The organism is Polycladidibacter stylochi (assembly GCF_001562055.1).
Lineage (GTDB): Bacteria > Pseudomonadota > Alphaproteobacteria > Rhizobiales > Stappiaceae > Pseudovibrio > Pseudovibrio stylochi.
Genome location: NZ_LLWE01000019.1, coordinates 209,991 through 225,755, shown reverse-complemented (window position 1 = coordinate 225,755; position 15,765 = coordinate 209,991). Strand labels below are relative to the sequence as shown.

At 44.6% G+C, this 15,765-nt stretch carries 10 protein-coding genes and 1 pseudogene; 1 reads left to right on the top strand and 10 read right to left on the bottom strand.

Annotation, left to right across the window (positions count from 1 at the left end):
* Positions 1-358: 358 nt before the first annotated feature.
* Positions 359-715, top strand: coding sequence for a hypothetical protein (locus AYK67_RS06135; protein WP_068083758.1), 357 nt, complete (start codon positions 359-361; stop codon positions 713-715).
* A gap of 378 nt (positions 716-1,093) precedes the next feature.
* On the opposite strand, the gene AYK67_RS06130 is transcribed toward AYK67_RS06135, so the two are convergent.
* The 10 genes and pseudogenes from AYK67_RS06130 to AYK67_RS06085 all read right to left on the bottom strand — a co-directional run bounded on the left by AYK67_RS06130 (position 1,094) and on the right by AYK67_RS06085 (position 15,703).
* On the bottom strand, positions 1,094-2,020 hold the full coding sequence (locus AYK67_RS06130) for an FAD:protein FMN transferase (RefSeq protein WP_068083753.1): 927 nt from the start codon (positions 2,018-2,020) through the stop codon (positions 1,094-1,096).
* Positions 2,017-2,538: a nitrous oxide reductase accessory protein NosL gene (locus AYK67_RS06125; protein ID WP_068083751.1), complete on the bottom strand. Its 522-nt coding sequence runs from the start codon at positions 2,536-2,538 to the stop codon at positions 2,017-2,019. Before AYK67_RS06125 ends, AYK67_RS06130 begins: the two co-directional genes overlap by 4 nt.
* Positions 2,535-3,356 (bottom strand): ABC transporter permease, encoded by an 822-nt coding sequence (locus AYK67_RS06120; RefSeq protein WP_068083749.1) that lies wholly within the window; start codon positions 3,354-3,356, stop codon positions 2,535-2,537. Before AYK67_RS06120 ends, AYK67_RS06125 begins: the two co-directional genes overlap by 4 nt.
* A complete protein-coding gene (locus AYK67_RS06115; RefSeq protein ID WP_068083747.1) occupies positions 3,353-4,240 on the bottom strand; it encodes an ABC transporter ATP-binding protein in 888 nt (295 codons plus the stop codon). The genes AYK67_RS06120 and AYK67_RS06115 overlap by 4 nt, the downstream gene beginning before the upstream one ends.
* On the bottom strand, positions 4,237-5,490 hold the full coding sequence (locus AYK67_RS06110; protein WP_156453069.1) for a nitrous oxide reductase family maturation protein NosD: 1,254 nt from the start codon (positions 5,488-5,490) through the stop codon (positions 4,237-4,239). The genes AYK67_RS06115 and AYK67_RS06110 overlap by 4 nt, the downstream gene beginning before the upstream one ends.
* Positions 5,491-5,493: 3 nt before the next feature.
* On the bottom strand, positions 5,494-7,422 hold the full coding sequence (gene nosZ / locus AYK67_RS06105; protein WP_068083745.1) for a TAT-dependent nitrous-oxide reductase: 1,929 nt from the start codon (positions 7,420-7,422) through the stop codon (positions 5,494-5,496).
* Positions 7,423-7,435: 13 nt separating this feature from the next.
* Positions 7,436-9,631 carry a NosR/NirI family protein gene (locus AYK67_RS06100; RefSeq protein WP_068083743.1) on the bottom strand — a complete coding sequence of 732 codons (2,196 nt, stop codon included), beginning with the start codon at positions 9,629-9,631 and terminating at the stop codon, positions 7,436-7,438.
* Between the two features lie 895 nt (positions 9,632-10,526).
* Positions 10,527-11,867 carry an HlyD family type I secretion periplasmic adaptor subunit gene (locus AYK67_RS06095; RefSeq protein WP_082735668.1) on the bottom strand — a complete coding sequence of 447 codons (1,341 nt, stop codon included), beginning with the start codon at positions 11,865-11,867 and terminating at the stop codon, positions 10,527-10,529.
* A gap of 19 nt (positions 11,868-11,886) precedes the next feature.
* Positions 11,887-13,608, bottom strand: a pseudogene (locus AYK67_RS06090) (type I secretion system permease/ATPase); the annotation flags it as partial.
* Positions 13,609-13,792: 184 nt separating this feature from the next.
* Positions 13,793-15,703 carry a hypothetical protein gene (locus AYK67_RS06085; protein ID WP_068083741.1) on the bottom strand — a complete coding sequence of 637 codons (1,911 nt, stop codon included), beginning with the start codon at positions 15,701-15,703 and terminating at the stop codon, positions 13,793-13,795.
* Positions 15,704-15,765: the final 62 nt, after the last annotated feature.

Below are 15,765 nucleotides of genomic sequence, written 5' to 3'. Positions count from 1 at the left end.
TGATGAAATCGGAATACGCATCCAGCCCGTGTTCCTGATTTGGTCCAGAAATCTCTACCTCCCGACCGGGGGAAAATTGGGGAGCACATCAGTTAGGTAGAAGCCTATCATAAACTGGAGGAGATTATGGGGGGCAGGTCAACCGCATTCGTCTTTGGACAACCTAACCCCAGCCGAATTTGCGCGGCAAAACCGACTGGAAAAAATGGCCGCATGAGGCTTAAATAGAAAACAAGGATCCTCTCAAAACTTGGAGGGAACTTGGGGAGACGCAGTCCAGTTGAGAATAGGCAAGCAGAGTTCGTCTTTCCGCAATACTTATCCTAATGGCTCGCCTTTCACAGGATCTATAGATTAAATGGACGAACAGTTACTAAATGCCTCTGAGACACCTGCATGGTTCAACTATCCGAAAGATTTTTTAAGGGTAGTTGATCAAGGATTATTGGATTTTGATCCGTGGATTATCTTACAGTATGAGCAGCTCAGGGTTAGACTCAATGGTTTAGAGGAGCGTTATCCAACGCGCTCCCTAGTTCCGTTTGCCCGCCGAGAAGATAATGATGATGTTGCATGTTGGGAAAAAGATAGACCAGGAGTCGTTATAATACATGACTTTGCTAGTCCTGGTTATGAAGATAAGCAAGCAGAAGTCAATTTTTGGGATTGGCTAAGAAGTGCTTTAGAGACAACAATAGAGTATGATGGCGAATAAGAGGTTGCGGCGTTGATGGTTTGGATGCCCCACCCCGGCGGCATCAGAATGTGCCAGAATGGTGAGATCTGATCTCACGGACAAAGGGAGAGGCATCCAAACCATCAACGCCCATCGTAATTGCTCACACTTTTAATAGATAATTGAGTATTCATTTGCCCTATAACAAAGCGGGTCTGATACTTAAGTGTATCGGGCCCTGCTTATTGTGGGTATTTGTTATGGTTAGCGCAATTATATCGGGCATTTTAAGTTGGGCTGGCCAATGTTGTGACCACTCAAAATTATCCTTTCCTTTTAATGGGGTGTCTAAAGCACAATGGTATTTCATTGAAGCACACAAAAGGCATGTGGCCCGCAACGGGCCACAGCTATGAGTTAGGATTGCACGACCAGTCGGGCATTTGGGAAGTGCTCTAGAGCTTTTTGAGTACTTTGCTCATCCATTAAACAGAGGGCTGTCGAAAGTGCATCGGCAATTGCTGCCGAACTGTCTGTAACACTGATTAATTGCCACTTATCACCAGGCATACAATTTTGCGGATTAAGTATATGACCGGCGCCTGCTTGTTCAGAAAACAGTGTTGCATTGGGTGAAGAGGTGGCAACGGCTTGATTACTCAGGGCAATGGTCTCTACAGGCTTTGCGCCACCATTACTTATACCCACACGCCATGGCTTGGAGCCTGCTTTGTGACCGAGAGCATAAATTTCACCGGTTTCAATAAGGGCATTTTCTAATCCCTCTTCCACCAGTAGTTTTTTCACTTTATCTGCAATAAAGCCCTGGGCGATACCATTAAACGTAAGAGCCATTCCCGGTTTTTGAAAGGCAACGCGTTGGGCATTGAATTCAACACTTTCAAAACCTACAAGGTTGTGTACAGCAGATATTTCTTCTGATGTTGGTCGACGGCCTTGCATGGCCCGCTGCGCATATAGCTGCCATACGGGCTGAATTGTTGGGTCAAAATACCCATTCGTTGCGTTATGGACTTGCTGGGCTAATGAAAGCAATTCTAGCAACTCAAAGGGCACCTCTTCCACGTAGCCCTTACGATTTAGTTGGCTTATGACACTGGTATTAAGATAAAGGCTAAAAGTCTTTTCTAATCGGAGAATTTCATTATGCGCCAGCTTGATAAGACGGGAGGCATCAGGGTGATCGATATAAAGCGATGCTTTGGCACCCAATGCAACCCCATGCCATTGGTTGCTGTTTTGAGTACTAGCAAAAGCAAGGCTCGGTAACGCACAGCAGGCAGTGGCACTTGCCATTATTTTTATAAATCTTCTGCGCTTCATTGCTCATTCTCCTGAAAAAGATTAATTCCGCCTAAAACTGCCTCACTCGGAATTTCTTTAAGGGTCATCACGCGTCCACCTTTTCTAGCGGCATATAAATTGGCCTTTTCTAGGCTACCGAATGGCACCACCTCCGGGGCCCCCATACCACCAGCTTGATGAGCGCCAACAACAAACATTGCATTTTGCGCTAATATCCAGTTGTGGATGCCTGGGTGTTCCCAACTCTTTGCCTTGCCCATGTCAGAAACGTAAACAGCAACAACTTCACCTGGACGTTCTTCTGACTTAAGAAAGGCGATTGCATCGCGAACTTGCGCAAAAAACAAAGGTGCTGGTGCATCAGCAATATGTATTTGCGCCTTGGGTCCTGGATGCTCCAGTACATTCATTTGGCAGTAGTGGCTTACTGCATCAGCAGTGAGTGCAACGGCACCAGGTCGTTTTGTAGACTTTTCGCCATCGCTACTACAAGCTGTCAACAAGAGGCACAGAAGAGGTAATACGAACTTTTTCACGGCTCCACCCTCTGTATTGCTGTCCATGCGAGTACTAGGGTGAATACGGGCCATATTACTAAAGAGAGTAAAGGAGCCAACCCCACAGCATTAGCGGATGTTACGAAGCCCGAAGCCAATTCGGCTGCTTGCCCGCTGGGTAATGTTACCAAGCGAAATGCATCGGCTGGGTTGGCGATTAATAACCAGGGAAAGAATTCTTTCGTAAAAATGCCATCGCTGGCATCCACCATCAAACCAGCCAGTAAGCCAATATCGTAAAGCACCACAAAGACCAACCATACGCCAATGACATAACCAGCTGCCGCACCAGCACTTCGTGACCAAGCTGACAATGCATAACCGAGTCCTAAAAAGGCAGCTCCGAGCAATACAGCACCAAAAAGTAGCTTGAGCATAATCAGCAAACCAGCCACATTCACAGCGCCCATAAACATGGTAACAACTATCGCAGCGCCATAGCCCAAAACCAATGCCACAGCCAAAGAAAGTAAATGAGCAAATAACTTGCCAATGATGAGAGAAAAGCGAGGCGCTGGATATGTGAGAACAAGGGCGAGCGTGCCACGCTCTACTTCACCCGCTATCGCGTCAAAAGACAATAACAGCGCAATCAGGGGAACAATATAGACAGAAAGCGTTGCAAGGCTAGCGCTTGAAGCTGTGAGCATATCCACCCCTAGCGTACCTGTTGCACCAGAGCCTAATAGGGTTAAGGCGCAGGAGAACAGTACCATGATGACCACAGAAGCGCGTAGCAGATTATTGCGGCGGGATATTCTAAATTCACTTGCGGCAATTGCTAAAATGGCTCTCATTGTTGCTCCTCCGCGCTGAAATAACGATACAAGTCATCAAGGTGCGGTGGAATGATATCCACATCAAGAACCTTAGAGCCAAGTGATGTAATTTGAGAAAGCACTGCCAGTTTTTGCTCTGGTAAACAGCTTAATTCTATTTGTTGGCCATTAACCCGTTGTCCGCCCAGAGTAGTGGCAAATTCATCGGCGGCTTCAACAGTTGTTCGTATATGGAATCTAATGGGTAAGCCTGCCTCAGCTCGCAGCGCTGATAGGCTATCGCTTACAACAAGTTCTCCATGACGCAATACTGTTATCCGGTCTGTTTTGGCTTCGAGCTCGGTTAACGCATGCGAAGAAATGAGTACAGCGCAGCCTTTTTGGGCCAGTCCATCAACCAAGCGATAAAAATCACTACGTGAAATAGGATCAAGGCCGCTTGTTGGTTCATCTAGAATTGCCAGTTTTGGGTTTGCCAGTAAAACTTGGGCCAACCCAAGCCGTTGTCGCATACCCTTGGAATAGGTACCAACTCTTCGCTCTGCTGCTTCGTGTAATCCTACTATATCCAACAGATCGCGAATATTATCGTCAGCACCCTTGAGGGCTGCCAGCATAGAAAGAACTTCAATACCGCTTAGAGCAGGATGGAAACTGACATTTTCAGGCAGGTATGCCGTTGCTTCACGTGCTGCTGTTCCACCTGGTTTATCGCCGAGTACGCTTATGCTCCCAGAAAATAGGGGAAGTAAGCCCAGGCAAGCTTTCATGAGTGTGGTTTTACCAGCACCATTATGGCCAATAAGGGCAACTCTTTCGCCTGCCTTTATGTCAAATGATACGTTTTTTAACGTCTCCAATTTCCCGCGCCGTACACTGGCACCTTGAATTGATAGTGTCATTGTACAGCCTCCATGGCCTTTGGCTTGAAAGGTTTTATCAAAGGGTGCCGGTCAATAACACCACCTGGAAGGGTCGCAGGAAAGGCTTTTTGTCCCCAGCGAACCAGCTGCACAGCCGGGCTGCCCAGTAATAATTTTGCAGCGGGCTGCGTCCATAAAATATGATCCATTGTATCGTTTGGTCGATAAGGAGCATCGGCAAAGCCGTCGTTATTCATGTCATAGGCCGCATGATCCGACCAGTAATTACCTGTCCCCGATGCGCTCCAGTCTACCCATTTACTTCCGACATACTTAACCTGCTGTCTATTATTGATAAAAGCATTGCCAAAAATAGTATTGCCTTCGGAGCCGGCAGTAAAATGAATGCCAATTTCGCTATTTTCAAAACGATTTCCGGATATTACGTTTTTGTGGGCATTATATATAAAGAGCGAACGCCCTTTAATGCCACTGACATAATTGCCTTTAATTGTACCATTATTAGCATAATTCAACATTATGCCTTGGTCACGATCATGAAGTGAAACGTTGTCTTCCACTTTCACTCCTTTAGAAAACATAATCGCATAACCTAAGTGATTACCGATGGATATATTATGAGAAACGGTAGAGTTTTGTGTGTACATGTAATGCACAGCAAATCGTAAATCTTGAAAATGGTTATGTGTAAACAAGTTACGCTTGGAGGTATTTGTAAAAATACCATCGCGTCCAAAACGAATATTATTGTATGACACTTCTGCACCAGGTGCATTCCATACATAAACACCGTTACCACGGCTGTTCATGCGGTGGTTCTGACGGCCAATAATTGTATTGCCAATTACTTTTGCATCTGCCGCACCATGCACATCAATGCCGTATAAATTCCCTTCTAGTCTATTATTTTCAATTACAGCACCTTTGGCTGCTTTGCTTAATTGTACGCCAGAATCAATGGTGTCATGGCTGCTTCCAGAGCCGCTTATATGGCAACCACGCACAACGACACCTTCGCTATCAACGGATATAACAGAGCCCTTTTCTGTCCCCTTTATCGAAGCACCTTTCGAGCAGATAATCTTAACGGGGCGCGTTATACGGACAGGGCCATTATATTCGCCGGCGGCGAGACGTAATGTCCCGCCACTCGGTGTTTTTTCGATAAGCTTTGCAAGATCCTGACCTGTTGCTGGCAGCTCTTGGGCATGAAGAGCCGAAAATGGGCTGCTTAAAGCAAAAAGAACTGCCAGAAAACGTTGGATCATGAATTAGGCTCCTACTGGCTCAACCAACATGCGGCCGCGCATTTCCATGTGCAGAGCATGACAGAACCATTGGCAGTAATACCAGTGAACACCAGGGCGATCCGCAGTAAAGGTTACTGATGCAGTCGCTTGCGGTGCAAGTTCCATAGCAACACCGTAGTTACCCAATGTGAAGCCGTGGGTAAGGTCGTCGATATCATCGATGTTCGTCACATATACTGTGACTTCATCACCCTGTTTGACCGTGAACTTTTCCAAGCCAAAAACAGGTGCCATAGATGTCATGTAAACGCGAACCTTGTTACCATCGCGGATGACAACACTATCAGCTTCAAGATCAACTCCATCCGCTTTTGCCTGTGCAACGGCATCGGCGAACATCGGATCATCACGTTTCCACGCATTATCTGGGTTTACAATGTCACGGCGCACCAAGATAACATCATGTGGCTCCGCAAATGTTGGCCCATCATGAACCACTTTCATATCATCGGTTGAAATGTCGATGACCTGTTCATTTTCAGGCTTCAAAGGTCCAACATTGATAAAGCGGTCCTTAGAGAATTTGTTAAGTGAAATTAACCACTCACCGTCGGCCTCTTTGGTCTCACCCATTGTTGAGTGGTTGTGGCCTGGTTGATAATGCACATCAACCTTGGAAACGATAGGATCGACATCTTCGCCGGCATATTTGCGAATTGCTTTATCAATGTTCCATTTAACCATTTGGCTATCAAGGAACAGTGTAGTGTAAGCAAAGCCTTTACCATCGAAAGCTGTGTGGAGAGGACCAAGGCCCAATTCTGGTTCGGCCACAACAGCGGAACGTGGATCCACATCACTTTCAAACAATGCATCGAATTTAGTCACATCCAAGACAGAGCAAGTTGGCGATAGCTTACCGTTCACAACAACGTGTTTTTGGTCTGGTGCGGTGTTGATGCCGTGCGGGCTATTGGGAATAGGAATGTAGCGGGTATACTTTTTATTGGAGCCTTTACGGCCATCAATAACAGGAATTCCGTTCAGTTCCTTATAATCACCTTCTTTTACGGCACGTTCGATTTCAGCAATGTTGAATACGACTACATGGTCCATTTCAGATGCAGTCATTTCAGCCAGGTTCATACCCATCTCTGAGTTATAGCTGGTTGAGAATGCATACTTACCTTGGTAGTCACAATCTGTATTATCCAAGTTACCGGAAACCATTACCTGCCAGGCAACTTTCATTGTGTCGCCGTCAAGTGCTGTGAAAATATTCACATATTGTTTAGGATCATCCAGAATCTTACCGTCATTTACCAGTGGTGCTTCATGCTCGCCATTCGCGAATACGTAGCCGGTACGTGGGTATTTTTGCGGGCGTAACCCGTGGATGTCGTGGGCATTAGGGATTTCGGTAATCTTGTCACATTTCATGACATCGCAGCGTACACGGGCGACACGTGTATTCGCCTTGTCGTTCATAAACAAGTAACGGCCATCATACGTGCCGTCTGTGAATGACATGTGCGGGTGGTGTAAATCACCGTTTTCGTAAGCTTTTTTTCCCTGCTTTGCTAGAAACTCTTTGGTTTCCGGTAACATACCTTCAGTTAATACTTTAAGGCTTTCATTTGTCATACCCCAACCAGTTGCTGAGCAACGGTTGAAAACAGGCACACGCATTAATTCGCGCATGGAAGGAAAGCCTAAAATCCGTAGCTCGCCAGTTTGTCCAGACGACCAGAAGCCGTAGTAAGGGTCCAGCTCGCCAGGGGCCAGCTCTACCTTGCGGCCACCTGCTGTGGCAGCTTTAGCCGAGCTCATCGTGCCGCCGAGACCGCCAGCAGCACCAAGCAGAGCCAAGCTCCCGCCAGCGGCAGAAGCGCCTAGCATTTGACGGCGATTTAAGCCTTCTTGTTTGACCTTATTCACTTTGTCACCCATAGTTATTCCCCTTTTATGATTTGGAAGGTGCTGTTGATATGTGCACCGAAGGTTTCGAAGTTGACGCAGCAAGATGCGTACGTCGCTTCATTTTGCGTATGACGACAGGGCACTTCGTCTCGCAATTATAAAGTACTTGACAGTGGAGGCAGTTAACGCATTCGTTCGGATTAATCTCACCTGTTGGGTGTATGGCCTGAACGGGGCATTCGTTGCCACAAGTCTGGCATGGACGTCCGCACTCTGGGTAGCGTTTGAGCCAATCAAACATGCGCATTCTAGCAGGTATTGCGAGTGCGCCCCCAAGTGGGCACAAGTAGCGGCAATAAAACCGCTCAATAAACAAACCAGGTGCCAATACGGCAAGCGCAAACAGCACAAATGGCCAACTGCGATCAAACTTTAAAATTATTGCGGTTTTGAATGGCTCAACTTCCGCAAAGCGCTCAGCCCATGGCATTGAAGCAAGTGAGATACCAAATAGAACTAAGAAGATTACGTATTTTAGTGCCCACAACCGCTCATTAAGCCCGAAAGGAAGCGTCCACTGCGGTAGCTTGCAAAGCTTGGCCAAGCGGTTCAGGAGCTCTTGTAATGCACCAAATGGGCAGAGCCAGCCACAGTAGGCCCCGCGGCCCCAAAAAATAATTGCGGCAGCTACTGAGAACCAAAGAATGAAAGTGAGCGGCTCCATTAGGAAGGCATCCCAACTGAACCCTGAGGTTAAGGTGCCTGCAAGTGCCATGAGGTTGACAACAGATAGCTGTGCATTGGCATACCAGCCGAGGAAGAAAAGCGTTACCGTTAAATAGCTGATACGGAACCAAAACGTTACCCGAGCTGATTTTGCCAAGTATCCTTGGAAAAAGAATGCAGTTGTTAAAACAGCAAGCATTGTTACAAGGCCAGCTATCTCAAAACGTTTTTGCCACCAAATACGTTTCCAAAGCGCTTGTTTTGCTGCCCGTTCATCTTCTAGGGCTACATTGTTTGCTTGGTTTGTCGCTTGCGTTGCTTGGGGCTGGTTTACAGGACGTGTGTATTTTTTTGGTAATTGGTAACCAAGATCGAACGAAACAAACGCCTTATCAATTGCGCCGACACGCCGCTGAACCAATAATTGTAAACGCCATGGCTTGGTGGGATCAAAGTTAGAACCTGCCTTGATCTTAAACAGATCCATTTCTTTAAACGAAGGTGCTCCACTTGCGCCTATGGAACCAACACGACGATGTACTTTATCGCGAAAGCGATAGCTGTCATCCCCTTGCACCAGCTGAATGCGGTCGAAGATGCCACCACGTACATAACCTGAGCCCTTGAAGGAGTAACGTCCACGCCCAACAACGAGAAATGCGTGTTCGCCAGGTTTAAGCCATTGTTGCATTGCTTCGTATTCGTTGGGGTCGAGCAGTGCCTTGCCAATGGCAGGAATACTTACCGGAGCGACAGCCATATCGATAAAGCTATCGGATTTGGGCCCTTTTTCTGGACGTTTGATGGCGCGCTTATCCCCGCTTTCGGCAAATGCTTGGTTTACCTGCGAGACATCTAGTGCGAGGCGTCGAACTGTGCCATCGCCGGTAAGCTCCCCCCAGCTTGTAAAAGCTGTTGCATTTTCATCGACCTCAAAACGCTTTTCTTTATGTTCTTGGTGTAGACCACCAAGCCCTAAAGCTCTGGCAACTTTCAAACCAGAGCGAATAATAGAATCGTCAATGACGATGATTGTTACAGTTGCTCCTGAAATAATATCAACATCATGGGATTCGCCGCCTGTCTCGGCTTCCTTGACAAGATTAACCCCCACATAGGAGCGTGTTAACGCTTTGATTTTTTCATTTGGAATACCAACCAGAACAATAGGTTCGGAGTGTTCAATCAGGTCTGCCCCGAGGATGACAGCATTATCATCAATAGCAACCATTGTATGAATGGGCTTGCCAGAATAGCCCGTGGTTCCAACAAAATCTGAAGTAACGTAAGCCCACCCAATGCGCTTTGAGTTTTTCAGTATCGGAGCGATAGGATAATCCGAACGTATAGCACCAAAACTGTCAGCGCCTGCAACCAATTCGGCTGGCGGCACTGTTTGTATAAAGCGCTTGAGGACAGGGGCGGCGAACGCACCCTGCGAAATACAAAGAATTATTAGTATGCTGCATATAGCACGTATCCATTCGTGTGTATGCATCAAACGCTTGATCATCCCATAGGCTCCAGTAAAGGAATGCTCATAAATGAGCTACATTAATTAATATATACTCATTAATCCCACTTGGTGACCGGTAGTCTTTGATTAAGCGCAAGTAAATCATAGATTGAAGCGCTCAAATATACACTTAATTAACGTCTAGTTTGATTTTATGCATCATAATTAAATAATATATATTGGTAAATATTTAGAAAAACCTAGATTTTCTAATAGGAATTGCAATATTAATTTTTCACTTTGAGAATAGGGCGGGAAATTAATGTATGCATTAAGTGGATATTGTAAAAAAATGTAATAAGAGTGATAATTTATTTTTCTGAATGTATAAATATTTATTACCATCGTTAATTTACTTAAAGGAATTTGTTTAGCGACACTTTGACTAATAATTAATACCGATGGTGATGAAGCGTAATCTCGTAATTCTTACCTTGTTTATTGTTGGGGATAAAATAATAACAAATTATGCAGATGAATATTATTTGCATGTCCCAACCTTAAAGTTGAAAATGGCTATTAATACTCGAAAAATCACTCCCTCTCTAACGCTAATAATTCAAAGTGACTAGTCTGCGTATTGAACTGCTCCGATATGCATTAGTATGAAGTAATAGTAAAATATGGTCGATATGGAGGTTAAGGTTTGTCTTGATAAGTGCAGACCTATTTAAAAACATGAATACTCGTGTAATTGGGTTTCTGGCCGTATTGACGATACAGATTAAACATATGTAATTATGTATCGTGAATACCAATTAGGTTTATGTAATCTAATGTCGTAGGTCCTTTATCGATAACAGGGTAGAAAACGACAATATGCTGATCGTTAGGCCATTCGAGAACAATAGGGCGGTTGAAAAAACAGAGCTCTTTTTATGCAATTCAGATTTTATGGCTCTCTAAATGCACGTGCCATACTATCTTGAAGGGGCTCAGTTAAGTAATCAATAAAGGTGCGGTCTCTTGTTGTAATGTAGACTTCTGCTGGCATGCCTGGAGTTGTTTTGATGTCCAATCCGTTGGGTATTTTTTCCTTCAATATTTTGATGCGTGCCCGATAGATGTCACCAGTAAACTGATTAGATGGATCACTTTTTAAAGCATCTGCAGAAACGTAGATGACTTGCGCCGGTAACATAGGTGTCGTGCGTTGATTGAGTGCCGTTAAGCGAACCATAGCACTTTGACCTTTCTCCACATGATCGATATTCGCCGGCTGAATTGCAACTTCAATAATCAACTCGTCTTGCAGGGGCAGTATTTCCATTAGGTTTTTGCCGCTCTCAATAACACCGCCGGCAGTATGATAACGCATATCTACAACAGCGCCGCGAACAGGTGCGATAACGTCAACCCTTTCTAGAACCTTTCTTGCCGCGTGTATCTGTTCGCTCACATCATCTAAATCAGCTTTTGCTGTTTGTAGTTCAGCGACAGCCTGCTGAGATGCTTCTGTTTTCGCACGAGAAATTTGCGCTTCGGTACGTGCTATCCGCTCTGTAGAGTCGCCAATTTCAGCAAGTATGCGGCCGCGCTCTCCTGTCAGGTTGGCAACTGCACGTTGAGTGCGTAAAACGTCTGATTTTTTGATTAACCCTTGTCCAAGAATTTTATTTTTACTTGCAAGTTCTTCTTTTAAAAGTTTGATTTGCTCCTCAACGGCAACAAGTTGTGCCTGGCCACCGCTAATTCGCTCGTTAAGTGCTAGAATTCCTTTTTGTAAAATTCTAACTTCGCTATCTAGGTTTCGATTTTTTGCTTTAAATGTGAGAACTTGGCTAAGGACAATTTCATTCATCTTATCCTGTTTGGCCTGCATCATAAGCTGGCTTGGAAATATGAGGTCTTTTTTACCGCGTGCCTCCGCTTCAAGCCGAGCTGTCATGGCTTGTAAGCGTAATTGCCGAATGATGAGGCGGTCAAGATTTGCCCGTGCAGCGGTTTCATCAAGGCGAAGCAACACCTGCCCTTGTTCAACAATATCTCCTTCTTTCACAAGGATGTCTTTTATTATACCTCCTTCATAATGCTGAACAATTTTGTTTTGTCCTGTAGCTACAAAACTGCCATTGGCTACCACTGCACCGGCCAATGGTGCGGTACTTGCCCAATAACCAAACCCAAAAAAAGTAATTACTATAACAAGTAGGCTTGCAACTTTAGGAAGCAAGGTCCCGCTTGGAACATCTTGAGACCAAGACTTATCGAGTATAAGTGCACGCGTAGACATATGAGCTCCAGAGTAAACCTTAAGCAGATTGATTGTGGGTGGCTTGCTGGGGGCGAGCGATTTGCTTTTTATTCGTCCCTAATATTTGGGGTAAGATATCATCACGTGAGCCCAATGCCTGTACCGTACCCTCCCGTAGAATTAAAATTGAATCGACACAGCGAAGTAGTGCTGGCCTTTGTGTTATGGCAACAACGGCCATTTTCTTTTGTCGCGCACGTTCAATGGAAAGAGCTAATGCGGTTTCTCCTTCAGCATCCAAGTTAGAGTTGGGTTCGTCTAATACGAGTAGTTTAGGGTTGCCAAAGAATGCGCGAGCCAAACCAATACGTTGACGCTGACCACCAGAAAGCGGTGCGCCATCCATACCGACTTGCGTTTCGTAGCCCTGTGAGAATGATGAAATCATAGAGTGCACACCAGCCAAATCGGCGGCCAGGAAGATATCTTCGTCCGAAACATTCGGTTTCATACGTGCGATGTTTTCTTTGATTGTACCGGGGAAAAGTTGGACGTCCTGTGGTAAGTACCCAATACTTTCCCCGAGTTGTCGCGAGTCCCAGTTTCGAAGGTCCATCATATCCAGGCGCACATTTCCTGCAGTTGGTAAAATGGAACCTACGAGCATTTTCGCAAGTGTTGTTTTGCCCGAACCGGATGAACCGACAACAGCCATAGCTTGGCCGGGTGAAAGGTGGAAGGAAACGCCGTTCAAAATGACCTTTTTATCCGGTGGGGGGACAAAAAGCACTCTTTCTACAGACAGTTGGCCTTTAGGACTAGGCAATTGCAATCGATGAACATTTAATGGGGTGGTTTGTAAAAGGTTTTTTATCCGCGCGTATGAAGCGCGTGCACTTACAAACGATTTCCAACCATCAATAGTTCCTTCAACAGGTGCCAGTGCACGCCCCCCAATTATCGAAGCTGCGATTATCATGCCGCCAGTCATTTCATCGGATAAAGCTAAATAAGCGCCCCAGCCTAACATGGTGATTTGGGTTGAAAGCCGAATAAACTTAGAAACGCCGGAAACTATTATATTGCGGTCTTGCCCGGTAATTTGTGCACGAAGCGAAAGCGCTGTGTTACGGCCCCAAAAAAGCACAGATTCTGGAATCATTCCCATGGCGTTGATGACTTGCGCATTGCGAGCCATCGCTTCTGTTTGCAGGTTTGCTTTAGAGCTATGCAAATTGGCTTGCCCAAAGGGAATAGCTGTTATTTTTTGGTTTATCTTTGCAAGTAACAATAGAATTAGTATTGTTACACTTACTATAAGGCCCAGATGGGGATGCACCATATAAACAACAAGCAAATAAACAGGAGCTACGGGTGCATCCATCATAGTTAGTAATACGGGACCTGTAATGAAACTGCGTACTTGCTGTAAATCATTTAAAGCCTGAAATTCGCGACTTGTTCCATGGCATGAAGCTTTTGCGGCAGCACTTAACACAGGTGCTCCTAAATTTACCTCCATGTTAACAGCTACTCGCATGAGTAAATGACGGCGAAAAATATCTAGTAAAACATGAGCAAGAATTAAACCAATAACGATAGCGGTAAGCATTATCAGCGTATCTGAACTGCGGCTGGTTAAAACACGATCAGATATTTGAAATAGGTATATTGGTACAGCAAGGACTAATATGCTTGAAAATAAAGAAAAAATAACAGCTGTTGCGAGGTTCAATTTTGCTTGATTGAGGACCTTATTTAATACAATGCGAAAATCTACGTTAGCATCTTCCTGCTGTTTTTTTAGTTTCACTTTTTTGAAGGTTAAACTACTAAATTTACCTAGTTTTTTTCTCAGGCCAGTAAAATTTGGCAGAGAAATGGCGTAGTTTCTTCTGCCATTTCTAGCCCCATACTGGTGATCTGCAGTACTGTTATAAACCATCGGAACCTGCGATTAAGAGCTATGCTAAATTGTCGGAAATGAAGTCAGAGTAAGGTGCTGCCTGCTGGATACCAGAGGAGTAATCATTATTGGTGGCCACATCATCATTCGTGAAAGCAACAACTTCGGTGGCGAGTTGAGTTTTGCCTGAAACCTGCTGATTTTGAGGAGTGCAATCAACATCATTTAATTGAATGATGACTTCTTCCTCTGAATAGCTGCCGCCTAGATATTGGAATTCTGACTGGCTGTCGTAATCAACGATAACTGCTTTGTTCGTGGCGCTATTATTGGATGTTGAATAATAATTAGCCTTCGCATTTGGGTCATCATTCGCAAAGTGCCTCTTATAGGTACCAGCCATTTGTTTGGCTGTTACTATGCGTCCTTGATCAGCATCAGAAATGATATTCACTTGGTTAATTGAGTTAACTTGATAGTAGTCGCCGCTAACCACGAGTACTCTTAAGCTTGTTGTGCCAATTTGTGGCAGCCCTCCATTGTAGTCATGTACATCAAAGTCTATCGATTTTTTAAGGTTGAACAGGTCATTGGCTAAATTATTTATACTTGAATTGACTGGGCGAAATTGGTCGTTACCGCCAATTTCTGTAATAGTGGCATCATTGTACATGCTATTACTGCCGCTATTCACTGCCTGACTTTCATTGGCCACATAATCACGATCTAACAGGTAATTCTTCTGGTTAATCTGATTGAGGTCATAATAGTTGCCAGCAATAAACACCATGTCATATGTGTGAACCATATCAATAATCTGGGCGGCATTGACCTGCGTGTTATCTCCCAGGTTAATATAATAGCCAGAGGATTGAACTTCATAACAGATGCGGTCGTTATCGCTCAGGTAATTCACTTGATTAATACAGTTTACATCGAAAAAATCTCCCTTTACGACATCTACATGAAAAGTATAATCAGGGTTATGAACGCTAATTTTGGCTGGGATGCGAACCTCTCCCTCGGACTTTATTTGAGCTTTATTCTCAATTGTTAGAGGCGACTGTGGCGCTTTATTACTGGTTCTAACGTTATTGTTTCCGGCAAAATAATTAGCCTGCAAAATAACGTTACTTGAATAGTAATTACCCATTACAGCTAGAGAGCAATATGCTTCTGAACTATCAACAATAGCAGCTGCATTCGTGGCCTCATTATTCCCAAGCTCGATAACATTTGTTTTATCAAGATCCGGTATTTGCGAGTCTGGCTTTCGCCAATGACCAATATTCTCACCACTTGTAATGTTTACAATCTGTGTTTCGCCAGATTCAAGCCGAGAAACGACAAGATCGCTATAATCTTGCAGATCAGCTTGATTGGAAAAGTCGGTGTTACCAATATATTCATTGGTGGTATCGGAAGAGGCCTTTTCCAAGAGTGTTTCAAGCATGACTTGTGGAGTAGGGGCGTCACTATCCGGTGACCACACAATATGGTCTTGAACTAAAATATCGTCATCAGTGAGTACATTTGCCTGATGCTGTGAAATAACGATATCTGGGTCATCTATACTACGATACATGGCTTCAATGCGAAAATCAGGGTCAATGAAGTTTGCATCTGGTGTGCTTGTCGCTGAGATGTCGTCTACTTGAGGCGTAAATTGAATGATTTGATTTTGAGGACCTTCTTGAACGCTTATCAGTTCTTTAGTGGTAAGCTCTGTACTACTGGTCCCTTTTGGAGGCTTTAACTCACTTAATTGTGGCGTATGTAGGCTATTAACTTCGGCAGTATCTGTTTGCTGGGAAATGACGGGATCTTGATCATTAAACTCACCAATTGCTACAGATACTTGATCACTCGTAGCCCCAGAATAAATAGTTTTGTGAGAAACCGCGAATTTTTGTAGTTTTAAGTATCCAAGAAAATGCCAAGTCAGGTCGTTAATTGCTTGTGAAAGCATTTGAAAACTCCGGTGCCGCATTAAAAAAACCTGCGCAGGTTATCTGCGCAGGCTATTGACAC

Excerpts from the sequence above, each read along its gene's own strand:
- AYK67_RS06120 (WP_068083749.1), bottom strand. The coding sequence starts at position 3,356 with ATGAGAGCCATTTTAGCAATTGCCGCAAGTGAATTTAGAATATCCCGC.
- AYK67_RS06115 (WP_068083747.1), bottom strand. The coding sequence starts at position 4,240 with ATGACACTATCAATTCAAGGTGCCAGTGTACGGCGCGGGAAATTGGAG.
- AYK67_RS06135 (WP_068083758.1), top strand. The coding sequence starts at position 359 with ATGGACGAACAGTTACTAAATGCCTCTGAGACACCTGCATGGTTCAAC.
- AYK67_RS06110 (WP_156453069.1), bottom strand. The coding sequence starts at position 5,490 with ATGATCCAACGTTTTCTGGCAGTTCTTTTTGCTTTAAGCAGCCCATTT.
- nosZ (WP_068083745.1), bottom strand. The coding sequence starts at position 7,422 with ATGGGTGACAAAGTGAATAAGGTCAAACAAGAAGGCTTAAATCGCCGT.
- AYK67_RS06100 (WP_068083743.1), bottom strand. The coding sequence starts at position 9,631 with ATGATCAAGCGTTTGATGCATACACACGAATGGATACGTGCTATATGC.
- AYK67_RS06130 (WP_068083753.1), bottom strand. The coding sequence starts at position 2,020 with ATGAAGCGCAGAAGATTTATAAAAATAATGGCAAGTGCCACTGCCTGC.
- AYK67_RS06085 (WP_068083741.1), bottom strand. The coding sequence starts at position 15,703 with ATGCTTTCACAAGCAATTAACGACCTGACTTGGCATTTTCTTGGATAC.
- AYK67_RS06095 (WP_082735668.1), bottom strand. The coding sequence starts at position 11,867 with ATGTCTACGCGTGCACTTATACTCGATAAGTCTTGGTCTCAAGATGTT.